Source organism: uncultured Flavobacterium sp. (assembly GCF_951805225.1).
Lineage (GTDB): Bacteria > Bacteroidota > Bacteroidia > Flavobacteriales > Flavobacteriaceae > Flavobacterium.
On record NZ_OX638201.1, the window covers coordinates 2,402,801 to 2,420,198 of the forward strand.

Consider the following 17,398-nt stretch of genomic DNA (forward strand, 5'->3'; position numbering starts at 1 on the left):
ATTTTAATGATTTTCTTTTATATTAAATGATTTCTATTTCTATACTATTTTCTAACCTCCTACTCTTTTTCTTTCCTCTTCATTACCGGTATTTCTGTTTATATTTTTCGCCTTTTTACTTCCAAATCTATAATTCAGGTACAACTGCACATATCTGCTGTCGTTGTAAATACTATACTCCTGATATATTCCGTTTACGGTTGGGGCGAATTTTATTTTTTCAGTTCTAAAAATATCGTTGCCTTTTAGTGATATTTTCAAGTCATTATTAAGCAGTAAATATTGAATCGTTATTGCGGTAGAACTTGATGATTCCAATTTTACGAATCCTTCCGTTTTTGGAAAAGCATACCAAAAATTAAGGTTTAACAGAAAGGTTTTCTTCTTGTTTAAAACGAAATCATTGTTTGTCGCTAATTTCAAATTAAGACCTTCAACTCCTTTTGTTGATGCAATTATGGTTTCTGATTTTGTATAGTTTAAGTCTGCAGTATTATTGCTTGTCCACCACTTGAATTTATTAAAAGCATAGATTTCCGAAATCCCGAATCGCTGCATGTTAAAAATATTTTGGGTAATTACCTTAACCACATTAGTATCAGGATCTGGTGTAGAAATCTGCATGAATACATTTTTATCATGGCTGTAATAAAGTTTGCTTTCAAGTGTTTTATACGAATAAATAAATTCTAAATTATCGATAAAAGCAGGCTGCAGCAGCGGATTTCCCTGAATACTCTGAAACGGATTTATATAAGCTATGTTGGGATTTAACTGAGCAAAATTAGGTCTGTCTATTCTTCGACTGTAGCTTAATCTGTATGTAGAATTCTCCTGAGGCGTATAGGTAATATTAAAAGACGGAAACAATTTTGTGTAGTTATTATCAAAAGATTGATCCGGACCTACATCATATGATTTTGCCCTCGTATGCTCGACTCTTGCGCCAATCTGGGCTTCCAGATTATCAGTAAACTTTCTGTTTCCGGATGCATATACTGCCTGTACATTTTCCTTATAACCAAATTCGTAATTTGTTATCGGAAGATCTGTTACCGGCTGATCTGTAAAACCGCTATTAAAAGACGCAATTAAATTTTTAGTATCTGAAAATGAAGTTTTTCCTCCAAAGCTATAATTAGCCCATTCTGTATGTAGTTCATAATCAACCTTTACCGAGAAATTATTGATCTTTTGATCGTTATTATTTATCCCAACAAAATATTGTTTTTTAGGCGGATTGAACTCTTCCGAAGTTCCTTCATACGGTCTTGAATCGTTAGTTTGATAATTAAAATAATCTAAATTGACCGCTATTTTTTCTCCCGTCTGATTTAACTTATATTCATTAAACAAGTTAATAGAATGCAGTTTTGGTCTTAAATAAGCATAACCAAGAGAAGTTATGTTTTTTGTAATATCATTTGTGGCATTATCATAAATCAATAAAGTTCTGGTTGCATCTGTATTTGTTTTATTCAAATTAGTCAGATATTGAAAACCAAAAGTCCATTTTGGTGTCGCTGCATACTGCATACTGAAAATTCCATTCAGCATTTTTACTTTTTTCTGAAGCGGATAATCCAAAGCCCATAATTCATCTGCAAAATGAACACGGCTGTCCTGCTGTAAATAGTTTCCGCCATTTCTGTAATTGAGCGAGGCCGACATACTCAATTTATCTTTATTGTATATAAAATTGCTTGTGAGTGAACCTTCTCCATCGTGCTGCCTTCGCATATAACCGCTCCCGAGAGAAAGATTCCAGGAATCACTTTTTGCTTTCTTTAATTTAATATTGACAAGACCGCTGTTTCCTAAAGCTTCGTATTTAGCCGGAGGAGTCGTAATTACTTCAATACTTTTGATGTTCTCAGATGGAATTGATTTTAATAAATTTGTCAATTCTTCCTGTCCCAGGTCAAGTATTTTGTCGTCTATCAAAACTCTTACAGTACTTTTTCCAATTATGGTGATACTTTCATTTTGAATTTGTATTCCGGGAGTAATTTTTAATGCGTCAAGTGCATCACCGCCCGTTGTACTGATTGTATTTTCTATATTAAAAACAAGTCGGTCGACTTTGCGCTCTACAAGTTCTTTCTTTTTAGTAACTACAACTGTTTCTAGTTCCTGTACCTGATTGATTACTATTCCGCCCAAATCGAGATCTGAATTCAATACTATTTCTTTTTTATATAAAATAGAACCAAAATGGCTGATTTGTAATAAATATGTCCCAGCTGTGTATTCTAATGTAAACTCGCCTTTTTCATTTGTTACCTGATCTTTTACAGGAACGGACTGATTTGTAAAAAGTATAACTTCGGCAAACTCTACAGGAATATTTTCTGTAGTAACCACTTTTCCTGATATTTTGACTTGTGCTGTTAATACGTTACTTAAAATAAATGCAATAAATAATAACCGATTCATTAGTTCGTTTTTGTTTTATTAATATTTCAATTTTAACCCGTGGGAATGCTTGTAAGAAATTATTTTGAAAGGCTTAAGGCTCACAGCAGGTTTTGATTTTATAAATCATATCGTAAAATTTTCAGATTCGTCAATCGAAATATTTTCTTCATTACTGGTGCTGAACAATATGGTATTTTCTAAAAGCAGTGCTAATTCTTCAAGTATGATATTATTAAACAAATCGATGATTGATAATTTGACATTAAACTGTTTATGAATAATACTAATGAGTTTTGTGGCATTAAGGCTATGTCCGCCGAGTTCAAAAAAACTATCTGTAACACCTACTTTTTCAACTCCAAGAATTTCCTGCCATATTTCGGCTATTTTTTGCTCAATTTCATTTCTCGGTGCTACATATTCTTTCCTGATAATATCCTGCTCATTAATGCCTCGCAAAGCACTGCGGTCAATTTTTCCGATTGCAGTCAATGGAAGATGATCCAGAATTACAAAAAATGAAGGAACCATATATTCCGGCAGTTTGGTATGGAGATATTGGCGAATTTCGGTTTTGTCAATTTCAGCGTCAGCCACATAATAAGCTACTAACGTTCTGTCTCCGTTTACATATTGAGGCTGTACTACAACTTGTTTTAAATGTGCCGAAAATTGCAAAAGAGTATTTTCTATTTCGCCAAGCTCAATTCTAAAACCTCTTATTTTTACCTGATCGTCGTTTCTGCCCAAAAATTCGATATTTCCATCAGGCAGCCATCTTCCTAAATCTCCTGTATCATACATTTTTGTATTAGGCACAAATGGATTTTCAATGAATTTTTCTGCGGTAAGCTCCGGTTTATTTAAGTAACCGCGGGTAACTCCTGCGCCGGATATATAGATTCTGCCCAAAACGCCCAATTGAGTTGGCAACAGATAATTATCTAAAATATAAACCTGTGTGTTTAAAATGGGTTTTCCTATAGAAAATGTTTTGTCTTTATTATAAAGAAACTCGATCGAAGTAACTGTGGTTTCGGTTGGCCCGTATTCGTTATAAAAATCACAAACAGAACTCCACGATTCAGCCAATTTGATAGAACAAATGTCGCCTCCCGCAATAACTCTTTTTAAATTAAAGCGATCACTGGCTGTTATTTTTTCTAAAACAGACGGTACTGCATGAAGATGTGTGATTTCATTTTTCGAAATAAATTCTTCAAAAACCTCCGCTTCAAGTAATGCTTCTTTCGAAATAATATGCAGACTTGCACCGTTTAAAAGCGCCAGAAAAATTTGCTCTACAGATGCATCAAAAGTGTAATTTGAGAGCTGAAGTATTTTTTCATTTTCGTCTATTTTAAACTCTTTGGTCTGCGAAATTATCAAGTTAACTACATTTGTATTTTCGACCATCACACCTTTTGGATTTCCTGTGGTTCCCGAAGTGTAAATGATGTAAGCCAAATCTTTTTGACTGTTTATTTTTTCAATATTCGCATCTGAATATTCCTTTTGATTTTTATAAAATGTTTCTAATACATTTTCATCGATTACAATTTTGCAATGGCTATCATTCTCAATATAATCTATTCGTTCCTGCGGATAAGCCGGATCAATAGGCACATAAGCCGCACCGGATTTTAATACTCCTAAAACAGCCAGAATCATTTTTTCACTTCTGTCTAGTTTGATTCCAATTAAATCGTCTGCTTTAATTCCATGCTGATTTCGCAAATAACTTCCTAACTGATTGGCTGCTGCGTTGAGTTCTTTATATGTTAATTTGGTATTTTCGAAAACAACTGCAATATTATTTGGCGTTTTTACTGCCTGATCTTCGAATAAATCGATAATTGTTTTATGTTCAGGAAAATCAAATTTGGTTTCGTTAAATCCGTATACGATATCATGAAACTGAGCTTCGTTTAGAATTGAAAGCTGAGAAATCTTTTTCTCCGGAACATCGACAAATTGTTCCAGAAGATGTAAAAACGTATCCATCATAGAGTAAATAAACTCTTGGCTAAACACGCCTGCTTTGTATTCTACTTCCAATTCAAGTGAATCTAAAACATCAAAAAACGTAAAGGATAAATTAAATCTTGAAAAGGTCGAAGTCTGATTAATATCTTCTTCAATTTCAAATGGCAAATCACTTTTACTGACCAATCCTGCTCTGTTGTTTTGGTTTTGCAATACCACCATTACATCAAAAAAGGATTTCTTATTGGCTATTTTTAAGTCATTTAATATCAAATCATAAGGATAGATCTGATACTCTAATGCTTTCATAATAGTGTACATTTCATCAGCGGCACAATCGGCAAAACTTTTATCACCATCTATTTCGGTATAAATAGGCAGAGTATTGATAAACATTCCAATTGTTGACTCAAATTCTTTTTTAACCCTTCCGGAAACGGCTGTACCAATCACAAAGTTTTCCTGAGCCAATCGGTATAGAGAGATTCTTACAGAAGAAATTAAGATGCTGAATAAGGTTACTCGGTTTTTATTGGCATAATCTGTTAATTTGTCTTTCAGATTTTTATCAATACTAAAATTTAATCTCGAACCTTCTAAAGTCCCGATATCAGGATTTCCTAATTTTAAATTTGAATTAATATCTCTGAGCTTTACTTTCCAATAATCTGCGTATGATTCTATTTTTTCTGTATGCAGATTTTCTTTCAGCCAGTTTAGATAATCAAAATAATCATTTTTACTGGCTGTGCGAACATATACCTGACTTATAATTTGCTTATAAACAGATACAAAATCTTTTATAAAAACTCCTGTAGACCAGCCGTCGAATATAATGTGATGGAAAACAAATATTAACTTGTAATTGTTTTCATCTATTTGAAGAACAGATGCCTGAAACAACGGACCAAATTCTAAATCAAACTTAATGTTTTGAATTTCGTTCTTTTTTTGCTCTAAAATAAAAGGATCATTATTAGCATAAAAAGTAAAAAAATCATCAATAGCTATCGTTTCGATCTCATTTATTTTCTGTCTGACAGTTCCATCTTCATCTGTATAGAAAGTCGATCTTAAGCATGCGTGAATCTTGATTAATTCGTGCAGCGTTTCTTTAAAAACTTCAACATTTAAACTTCCTTTGGCGTTGTAAGTCAAAGTAATATTATAAATAGACTGCATCGAATTGTCGATCAGAGATTCAATCCACATTCTTTGCTGAGAGTTCGATGCTTCAAGGGTTTCAAAAATTAATTCATCATTTTTCACAACAGCTATAAAATCACTTTCGTCTTTTGCCTGAATTGCTTGTTTTATAAGATCAACAATTTCGTTTATCTCATAACAATCAAATAAAGCCTCAAAGTTTATCGTTATGCCAAACAGTTCGTTAATTCTGTTAATAAACTGAACGCCAACAATTGAATTTCCGCCTAATTCAAAAAAATCGTCTGTAAGAGTTAAACTGTCATTTTTTAAAACTTCTTTTAAAATGCTCACAACAATTTCTTCCTCACTTAAATTTTCGGTAAGCAATTGTGGTTTTTCGGCTTCTGGTTTTGTGTTTAGGTTACCAAACAGTAAAGGATTTTTGTTCTCGTTCCAGCAGGATATTTTTTCAAAAGGATAAGTTGGCGCTGTAACTTTTTTGTAGACTTGACCTTTGTAAAATTCTTTCCAGTTAAACTCTAATCCATTATTATACAAAGTACTCCATAACGAATTCCAGTTATTGTCATTAACGATTTTTAGTAAATCGATACCCGGAATTTGTTCTTCTCGTAACGCTTCAAGAATACTGGAAATTGAATTTGAATTACTGCCCGCCAATACTAACAATATGTTATTGTCATTACAGTTTTTAGCTAATAATTTTAATTTTTCGAAGTCTAAATTAAAATCTCCGTTAAATTTTAAATCTTTAGAAATAATACTTTTCCCGTCAATTATTTCTTTAGAAGCTTTAGCGATATTTCCGTTGCAAATAAGCTGATTTACATTAAATCCTTTTGCTGAAAGATATTTGAATAAAGAAACCTGAAATGCTAAAGTTTGTGAAACATCAAAATCTGTTTCATCGTTTTCAATTTCTTTTTTCAGATTGTCGAAAATAGCTGCAAATGAACTGCTTTTTAAGAAGTTATCTATATTTAAAACTTCATCAGAAAGATATAATAAAGCGATTTTATTATAGTTTTTTGTACTAAAATCGTTCTTGTCTTTTTGGTTTAAAAGTTGCTCTTTTATTTCATCAATTGTATTTCCAGATACTGACAATTGGTATTTATACTCTTTTCTGCCGGTATTTAAAGTATAAGCCAGATCTTCTATTGAAGTAGTTTCTGAGATAGAATTATAAATATTGTCAATATATTTATTTAACGAATTTTTGCTTTTTGCAGCGACTTTAAACCAGTTATTATTTTCGGTATTTCCAGACGTTTCTGTATTTGATTTATATTCTTCAAGAATAATATGTGCATTTGTACCGCTTAAACCAAACGAACTTACTCCGGCTCTTCTTACTTCATTGGTGATCCATTTGCCTCCTTCTTTTTGCAAAATGATATTTGGATCTTCCTCAATAAATTTATTGACGGTATTAAAATTTGCCAGAGGAAAAAACTCTTTTTCCTTTAATACAAAAGCTGCTTTTATAAAACCAAATAATCCCGACATGTTATCCAAATGTCCAATATTTGGTTTTAAAGTCCCCAAACGAACTGAATATTTTTGATTGTCAAAAAAGAAAGCATCTTTTATGCCTTTGTATTCAATGGGATCTCCCAGTTTAGTTCCTGTACCGTGAGTTTCTATATAACCTACACTTGAAACAGGGATATTGGCATTTTTGCAGGCGCTTAAAATAACATTCTTTTGTGCAACAGGACTTGGAGCCGTAATGCTGTTAGAACTGCTTCCATCATTATTAATTGCTGACCCTTTTATGACTGATATAATAGCATCATTATCTCTTATTGCATGATCTAATCTTTTTAAAATAACAACTGCCACGCCTTCTCCTCCTGCGGTTCCAGAGGCATCGTCATCAAAAGCCCTGCACATACCATCAGTCGACATTATGGCATCTTTATCAAAATTACCTGCTTCATCAAACCAATATAATAAGCGCGAACCTGCCACAATACCTAAATCAATTTCGCCGTTTCTTATGTTTTGTACCGCTTCGTGAATTGCAACCAAAGAAGATGAACATGCGGTATCAATGTTCATTACCGGGCCTCTGATATTTAAAATATTAGCAATTCTACCGCCGCCTATTGAGGGTAATCCGCCTATAAAATCCAATCCTTTATTTTCAGATTGGTACAATAAATTATAAAGTCCGGTTTGAGTTGTAGTAAACAAACCTGTATTTTGCGACGAGATATAATCTAAATCATAACCGCTGTTTTCAATTGCAGTGCATACACCTTCCAGAATCATTCTGTGTCCCGGATCTATTGTATTGGCTTCTCCTTTTGATATATTAAAGAATTCATGGTCAAACAAATCAGCTCTGTCTAAATAACCATAAGGATGATACTTTTCTTTTTTCTCAATTTTCGAATATGCGATTCGTTCTTCAGAAGGCTGTTTTATACAAACCTTATTGTTTCTTATAACTTCTACAAACTCTTGCAGCTTTGTTATATCAGCATATTTTATACTAGCTCCAATTAATGCAATATCCATAGCGTTTTTGTTTTTTATATTTCAAAAAATTTCATCTCGTCTTTTTCTTCTAAGCTGCTTTCATCTGAGTCTTTATGAATAAAAGCTGCTATATCTTTGATCGAATTAAATTCAAATAAATCTGAGATAACCATTTTATCAGGCCACAATAATTCAATCATTTTTTGCAATTTGATAAGCTGAAAAGAAGTGCCTCCCAACTCAAAGAAATTATCGGTAATTCCCACTTTTTCAATTCCCAGAATATCCTGCCAGACTTCGGCCAGTTTTTCTTCTGTTTGATTTCCAGGCGATACATATTCTGCACGAATAAGATCATCGCCCGCAATGCCCGGAAGCAGTTTTCTGTCGACTTTTCCGCTTGAAGTCATCGGTAAAGTCTCCAGTTCTATATAAAAGCCCGGAACCATATATTCTGGTAGTTTTCCCTGCAGATAGGTTCGTATTGCAGCTTTGTCTACTGTAGTTCCTCTTTCTAAAAGGTAATAAGCCGCCAGAACTTTTTCTCCGTTTAATTCTTTTGGAGCTGCTACTGCCTGCTGAATTCCGCCATAAGACATCACTGCATTTTCTACTTCTCCAAGTTCAATTCTGTTTCCTCTTATTTTTACCTGATTATCAATTCTTCCCATATAATAAATAGAACCGTCGGGTTTCCATTGGGCAATATCTCCGGTGCGATAAACTTGATAACCTTCTCTAAAAGGATCGGCTATAAAACGGTCTTTTGTCTGTTCTGGAAGGTTTAAATAACCTCTTGCAACCTGAATTCCTGAGATTAAAAGTTCTCCCGGAACGCCAAAAGGCTGCAGCCCAAGCAAACTGTTAACGATATATATACTGGTGTTGGCTATGGGTTTACCAATACTTACACCTTCTTTTATTACATCTATTTCGCTTAAGTTTATCGCTGTTACATCAATTGCGGCTTCTGTTGGACCGTATAGATTGTGAAGTTTTGCCTGCACGATTTTTTCTTTGCATTCCTGAGCCATCAGCGAAGGAAGTTCTTCGCCGCTGCAGACAATATGTGACAAACTGCTGCATTTTTCGCTGTCGGCATCCAAAAGGAAAACGCCTAACATCGAAGGCACAAAATGCACGATAGAAACTTGTTTTTTACTGATTATTTCCTGCAGGTACGCTGTATCTTTATGGCCTTCTGGTTTTGCTATGACAAGAGTGCTTCCGGTAATAAAAGGAAGGATTAATTCCCAAACCGAAACATCAAATGTATAAGGTGTTTTTTGAAGAAAAACTTCGTTTTCTTCTACTTTCAGATACGACTGCATCCATAACAGACGATTGTACAAACCGGCATGATGGTTCAATACGCCTTTCGGGTTTCCTGTAGATCCTGAAGTGTAAATACAATAAGCCAGATGGTTTATTAAATCTTCACGCTCGATTGCTTTTGTGCTGTATGAATCCTGATCTGCTTTAAATTTTGCAAACTCAATCTCATCAATATTAACTTTAAGCTTTGCATCACGCGTTATAAAATCAACTCTATCCTGAGGATAATTTACATCCATTGGCACATAAGCTCCTGCAGCTTTTAATATTCCAAAAATGGAAATTATCATTCGCTCGCTTCTGTTGAGTATGATTCCAACTAAATCATCGGTTTCAATGGCATAATTTTTAATCAAATAAGATGCTAATTGATTCGATTGTTCATCTAAATCTTTATAGGTCAGTTTTGTTTCTTCGAAAACAAGGGCAATACTATCGGGAGTTTTTGCAGCTTGTTCTTCAAATAAATCCAGAACAGTTTTATCTTTTGGATATTCTACTGTTGTTTGGTTGAGATTATAAAGTAAATTTTGTTTCTCCAGATTTGGTAAAACTGATTCATTTTTTAAAACAACATTCGTGGAATTTACCAGCACAGCTAAAAAGTTATTGTAGTACTCCTGCAATTGCGCTACTGTTAATCCGTATTTTAAAGTTCTCTGCTGATTCCATGATACTTTTATAGCATTTGCAGACGGACGAATATTTAAATCCAAAAATGTATTTGTTGCTTCAAAATTGAGGTCGGCAAATCTAAATTCATTCACTTTTTCGTCATTCTTCCCATTAAGATCATTGTAAATGTGAAAATCGATATAATTAAAATGAGTGTCAAAAAATGGATTTTCTCCCTTTTTATTAATTGAAAAACGGGTTTGCAATTCATTCAAACTAATTCTTTCAAACTGTTTTTGAATATTCAGCAATTCATTAATTTTTTGTACAAATGACAGTGCCGTTTCATTTGTTTCCTTAATTCTAAAAGGAACTGTATTCAGGAAACAGCCTAATATTTTATCTGCATCTTCCTGAATAGGCCTGCCATTTGTGACCAAACCTACCGTTACATCTCCATCGTAAGTCAGGGTTTTTAAAGTAGCTAAATAAGCGGCAAAAGCTATTGTTTTTAAACTTAAACTATGTGTCTGGCTAAATTGTATTACCGAATCATAGAGTTCGCTATCTATTGTAAAATCATGTCTTTTTGAAAAATTCTCTTCTGTAAAAATGTCCAGCTTTTTGTATTCGCTTAGATTTTCTTTCCAAAAAACATTGTATTTATCACTTTTCTTAATACAGCTTTGTTCAAAAACATAATCTTTATAAGTAAGCGTTAATTTTTCTGTGGCAGGTTCCTCATTATCTAAAACAGAAAGATAAATATTGTTTAATTCTGTCATTAATGAAGCCACACTCCATCCATCCAATATTGCATGATGAAATTGAAAAAGAAGGCTGTATTCATTTTCAGCAGTTTTGTAAATTTTCATTCTCCATAAACCCGGCTCAGTTGTAACGAAAGAATTTTGCGTTCTCTCATTGACCATAAAGTCGTTTATGGCAGTAAAAATTTCTTCCTGTTTATTTGTCGAAAAATCTTCATAATCTAAATTGAAATCTATTTTTTCATAAACAAGATGGACTGGTGTACTATATCTTTCAATATTATACGCTGTTCTAAGAATTTCATGTTTTTCAACTAAAACCGAAATGGCTTTAACAAATGATTTTTTGTCAAATCGTGAAGTTGGCAGCGGAAAAACAAACTGATCGTGATATACACCTTTGTTTCTGGTTGCAATAGAACCGAAAAGCATTCCTAATTCTATATCACTCATAGGATAAATAGAAACTATTTTTTCCTGTGAGAATGGCGCAACAGCATTTAAACCTTCAGAATCTTTATTGTTAGTTTTATGAAGGAATTCTTTTTCTTCATAAAATTCATACGGATTAAATTCTTTTTCTAAGGTACTAAAATAGGCTTCAACTTCTGCTTTTACAGCATTTGAAATCTCACTTGTTGTTCGTTCTGTTTCTATAGATAATAACCTTTCAATCGTTGGCAACGCATAAATATCGGCCAACTTATAATTGATGTTAAGCTCTTTATTAATTTTCCCTAAAATTCGTAGAGCTCGTATAGAATCGCCTCCTAATTCAAAAAAGTTATCAGTAATTCCCACTTTTTCAATTCCCAAAATATCCTGCCAGACTTCGGCCAGTTTTTCTTCTGTCTGATTTCCAGGCGATACATATTCTGCACGAATAAGATCATCGCCCGCAATGCCCGGAAGCTGTTTTCTGTCGACTTTTCCGCTTGAAGTCATCGGTAAAGTCTCCAGTTCTATATAAAAGCCCGGAACCATATATTCAGGCAGTTTTTCCTGCAGATAGGTTCGTATTGCAGCTTTGTCTACTGTAGTTCCTCTTTCTAAAAGATAATAAGCCGCCAAAACTTTTTCTCCGTTTAATTCTTTTGGAGCCGCTACTGCCTGCTGAATTCCGCCATAAGACATCACTGCATTTTCTACTTCTCCAAGTTCAATTCTGTTTCCTCTTATTTTTACCTGATTATCAATTCTTCCCATGTAATGAATAGAACCGTCGACTTTCCATTGGGCAATATCTCCGGTGCGATAAACTTGATAACCTTCTCTAAAAGGATCGGCTATAAAACGGTCTTTTGTCTGTTCTGGAAGGTTTAAATAACCTCTTGCAACCTGAATTCCCGAGATTAAAAGTTCTCCCGGAACGCCAAAAGGCTGTAGTCCAAGCAAACTGTTAACGATATAGATACTAGTGTTGGCTATGGGTTTACCAATACTTACACCTTCTTTTATTACATCTATTTCACTTAAGTTTATCGCTGTTACATCAATTGCGGCTTCTGTTGGACCGTATAGATTGTGAAGTTTTGCCTGTACGATTTTTTCTTTGCATTCCTGAGCCATCAGCGCAGGAAGTTCTTCGCCGCTGCAGACAATATGCGACAAACTGCTGCATTTTTCGCTATCGGCATCCAAAAGGAAAACACCTAACATCGAAGGCACAAAATGCACGATAGAAACTTGTTTTTTACTGATTATTTCCTGTAGGTACGCCGTATCTTTATGACCTTCCGGTTTTGCTATGACAAGGGTGCTTCCGGTAATAAAAGGAAGGATTAATTCCCAAACCGAAACGTCAAATGTATAAGGTGTTTTTTGAAGAAAAACTTCATTTTCTTCTACGTTCAGATACGACTGCATCCATAAAAGACGATTGTACAGACCGGCATGATGGTTCAATACTCCTTTTGGGTTTCCTGTAGATCCTGAAGTGTAAATACAATAAGCCAGATGGTCTATTAAATCTTCACGCTCGATTGTTTTTGTGCTGTATGAATCCTGATCTGCTTTAAATTTTGCAAACTCAATCTCATCAATATTAACTTTAAGCTTCGCATCACGCGTTATAAAATCAACTCTATCCTGAGGATAATTTACATCCATTGGCACATAAGCTCCTGCGGCTTTTAATATTCCAAAAATGGAAATTATCATTCGCTCGCTTCTGTTGAGTATGATTCCAACTAAATCATCGGTTTCAATAGCATAATTTTTAATCAAATAAGCTGCTAATTGATTCGATTGTTCATCTAACTCTTTATAGGTCAGTTTTGTTTCTTCGAAAACAAGAGCAATACTATCTGGAGTTTTTGCAGCTTGTTCTTCAAATAAATCCAGAACCGTTTTATCTTTTGGATATTCGACTGCTGTTTGGTTAAGTTCAAATAAAAGATGGTTCTTTTCCTTTTCTGTTAAATAATCTATTTCATTAATTGGCTTTTCAGGCTGTTTTAATGTCTGGCTGATTAGATTTTCGAAGTGGTCAAAAATTCTTTCAATCAAATAACCGTCATAGATATCTGTATTGTATTCAATTCTAAGGTCTAATCCTTCTGTTTCTACGAAAATAAAACTAACGTCAAACTGTGATGTTTTTGTCTTTAACTCAAATTTTCCGATTTCCAGATCAATTAGTTCCTCGTTATTAAGGTTATTGAGCTGTTCCTGGTTTTGCAGCACTACTAAAACATCAAATAAAACAGAACGGCTTGTATCTCTTTTTAAATTCAGTTTTCCCACTAATTCATCAAATGGATAATTTTGATGATCATAAGCACTTAATAAGATGTCTTTTTGCTGCGTTACAAGGTCAAGAAAACTGTTTTCTTCTTTTAACTGAGTACGAATAGCAAGCGTATTTAGATATAATCCCATTTGATTTTCTAAATCAGTATGCTCTCTGCCTGCAATTGGAGTTCCAAGTATGATGTCGTTCTGACCTGTATAGCTATGCAGCAAAGCATTTATACCGGCCATTAAAGTCATAAACAAAGTAACATCATGCTCTTTTGAAAATTCCTTTAATTTCTCTAAAAATGCATTGGAAAACTGATGTGTTACACTATCGCCATTATAGGTTTGTACCAATGGGCGTGCCTTAGAACCAGGTAAATCTAATACTGGTAATTCTCCCGCAAATTGCGATAACCAATATTCTTTTGACTGCTGATACTTTTCATTATGCAGTTCTTCAATCAGCCAGACTGCATAATCTTTATACTGAATGTCTAATTCCGGAAAACTAATTGTTTTTCCCTGCATTAGTGCATTGTACGTTTTTACTACTTCGGATATTAATAATTCGATCGACCAGCCATCGCCAATGATGTGATGCAGAGACAAGAAAAAAACATATTCGTCTTTTTTTAGTTTGATTAACGAAGCTCTAATTAACGGCGCTTGTTCTAAATTAAAAGGCTGTCTATTTTTATTTTGCAAATAATCAGCTGTAAATTCCTTATTATTTTCAACCAAACTATAATTTTTCTCTCCGATCTTAAAGTTTACTTCTTCTGCCGGAAGTATATATTGATTAACTTCTTCGTCAGCGTTTGTTTTAAAATAAGTTCTTAATATTTCATGACGCTGAATCAAGAGATTAAAGGATTTCTGAAATTTTTGAAAATCAATAATTCCGTTTAATTTTACCGCGGCTGGCATATTGTATGCTAATGTTGCTCCGTCAAGCTGGCTCAAAATCCACAATCTTTTTTGTGATGCCGTTAAGGGATACGAATTTGCAGCAGGAGTTTTAGGAATTGCCAGATAATTATTCTCCTGCAATTGTCTGCTTAACTGCTCAATGCTTGGATTTGTAAAAAATGTTTTAAACGAAACTGATTTTCCTAATTGTTTATGGATTCTATTGATTACTTGTCCGGTAATTAAACTGTGTCCGCCTAAATCAAAGAAATTATCGGTTATGCCTATTTTTTGAATTCCAAGAACTTCCTGCCATATTAAAACAAGACTTTTTTCTGTTTCATTTCTTGGCGCAGTATACGTTCTTCTTATAACATCGTTGCTTGTAATATCCGGCAGGGCTTTTCTGTCTATTTTACCATTTGGGGTCAAAGGCAGATTATCTAATGTTATATAAAATCCCGGTACCAAATAGTCAGGAAGCGCCTTTTGCAGAAAATTTTTCAGTTCAGATTTGTTTATTGGCTCAGTTCCTACCAGATACGCAGCTAGAACTTTTTCGTGATTGTTTTCTTTTACTTCAACAACCACTTGTTTTAAAGTATCCGAATATTGTAAAATTGTATTTTCAATTTCGCCTAATTCTACTCTGTAGCCTCTTATCTTTACCTGATGATCTTTTCTTCCTAGAAACTCAATATTTCCATCCGCTAACCAACATCCTAAATCGCCTGTATCGTAAATGCGTTCTCCTTTCTGAAACGGATTTGCTGTAAATTTCTCTAAGGTAAGTTCCGGCTTATTCAAATAACCACGACCCACACCGGTTCCAGATATATATATTTTTCCTGCAACACCTATCGGTAAAGGTTTTAAGGCTTCGTCAAGTATGTAAATTTTACTATTTGAAATTGGTTTTCCAATTGGAATATTGATCTTATCAAAATCATTTTCAGACAACTTATAAATCGTTGCACAAACCGAGCATTCTGTCGGACCGTATGCATTGTAGTAAGCAATTCCTGATTTTAGAACTGCATTTGCTTTGGTTGAATTTGCCGATTCTCCTGCCGTGATAATACATCTAAGTCCCGAAATATCTTCTTCAGATAATAATCCTAAATAACTTGGAGGAAAAGTGACCACTGTAGCTTTAGTTTCCTTTAGAAATGATACAAACTTGTCCTTGTCTTTTATAACTTCTTCTGTCGGAATACATAACAATCCACCGCTGTACAAGCTCATCATAATCTCTGATATTGAGGCATCAAAAGCGACAGAAGCAAACCATACCACCTTATCATCTTTAGTGATTTCAAAAGATTTAATCTGATCAATAGACATATTTATGCTGCTGGTATGCTCAATCAGCACTCCTTTTGGCTGTCCTGTAGAACCCGACGTATAAATAATATAAGCTAAATCGTTTGGTGAAATTACTGTATTGATATTCTCCCCATTATTGTCATCAAAATTGATGGATTGTAAAGCTATTGTTTCGCAATCATCAGTCAATAACGTTTCAGGACTATCAGTTATCAATAATTTTAATCCACTATCCTTTATTAAGTAGTCGATTCTTTCCTTTGGGTAATTGGTATCAATAGGTAAATAAACTGCACCTAACTTTAATATTGCCAGTAAAGCAATAATACCAGCATCTGATTTAGGTAAAAAGACTCCTATAATATCTCCCTTTTTTATTGCATTTTTATGCGAAATATAATTAGCCAGCTGGTTGGCTCTTTGGTTTAATACAAAATAAGTTAAAGTCGATTCTTTAAAAAAAACAGCGCTATTATCAGGAGTTTTTGTCACCTGTTCCTCAAATAAATCAACTATTGTTTTTTCTTTTGGATAAATTTCATCTGTTGCATTAAAATCTACTAATAATTGATTTTTTTCCTCCTCAGACAATAATTCATAATGTGATAAATCAATTTCTATACAATTTTCTAAATTTTTGATAAACTGTACAAACAGTTTAATAAGGTGCTGTACAACTGTTTTCTTTACAAAATCTTCTAAATAAGAGACGTTAATTTCAATGCCCTTATTTTCATTAATTTTCACATCAAATAAAACACCATTATTAACTAAATGTGGTAATGAATTAATTCCAATGCTATAGTTGGAAAAAACACTTAAATCATTGAAATTATTTGTTTCAGATGCGTAATCACTATGATAATCTGAATGTCTTAATGTATCTAAAATTTCCAGCTTTACTTTTTGAAGATATTCTTTAAAAGAAAAATTTAAATCTACAGGAAGTGACAAAAGCAAAGAACCAGATTCTTCAGCATATCCCGAAACAACGTAACCATCAAATTCGTTGAGAAGCCTCTTCAATAAAAAAGAATATACTGCACTCAGCACTGCAGCCTGTGCTATAATATTATTATTGGTAAGCTTATTAAAATAGTTAAGATCGCTTGATTCGATAGTAACATTTGGCAGTTGATTTTGACTACCATGTACACTTAGAAACTGCTTTCTATCAGCAATTTTTTTCTTCCAATATTTTTTAACTAAATAAAGATTATTTGACAATGCATTCTTATCCATAACTTCAGAACTCTTTTCTTGTTTACAATTAGTATGTTACTGCATAACTTTATCTTTTCAGTATGAATATATTTTGTAAGTTTTTTTAAATTTTACATTCTTAAAACAGAACTCTAAAATTTAATTCTTTTACTCATACTTCTTAAAGCTGAGCGCTAAAGTAGTAGTATAATTATTTAAGGAATTACGGACTTTTAATATAAAAATTACGGTTTTTAAAATAGCAAAAATCGCTTAACATACTGTAAAACATTGGATAACATACATTTTTGAAGATTTAACGCAATTAATTAACTCTATTTATTATATAGAATTACTAAAATTTATAATAAATTTAAGCGCAAACAAAATATTTATGAATATTTTTGTAATCCAATATTAGCCTAATTTTTTCAATTTTG

Annotated in this window: 3 protein-coding genes; all 3 read right to left on the reverse strand. The window is 33.3% G+C overall.

The features are described 5' to 3' along the window. Positions 1-51 precede the first annotated feature (51 nt). Positions 52-2,436 carry a TonB-dependent receptor gene (locus WN975_RS09800; protein ID WP_337966372.1) on the reverse strand — a complete coding sequence of 795 codons (2,385 nt, stop codon included), beginning with the start codon at positions 2,434-2,436 and terminating at the stop codon, positions 52-54. 105 nt (positions 2,437-2,541) lie between these two features. After that, complete coding sequence (locus WN975_RS09805) at positions 2,542-8,100, reverse strand: amino acid adenylation domain-containing protein (RefSeq protein ID WP_337966373.1); 5,559 nt, start codon at positions 8,098-8,100, stop codon at positions 2,542-2,544. 14 nt (positions 8,101-8,114) lie between these two features. Further along, entirely contained in the window at positions 8,115-16,997 is an 8,883-nt protein-coding gene (locus WN975_RS09810) for an amino acid adenylation domain-containing protein (protein WP_337966374.1), read from the reverse strand. Positions 16,998-17,398: the final 401 nt, after the last annotated feature.

Excerpts from the sequence above, each read along its gene's own strand:
- WN975_RS09810 (WP_337966374.1), bottom strand. The coding sequence starts at position 16,997 with ATGGATAAGAATGCATTGTCAAATAATCTTTATTTAGTTAAAAAATAT.
- WN975_RS09805 (WP_337966373.1), bottom strand. The coding sequence starts at position 8,100 with ATGGATATTGCATTAATTGGAGCTAGTATAAAATATGCTGATATAACA.
- WN975_RS09800 (WP_337966372.1), bottom strand. The coding sequence starts at position 2,436 with ATGAATCGGTTATTATTTATTGCATTTATTTTAAGTAACGTATTAACA.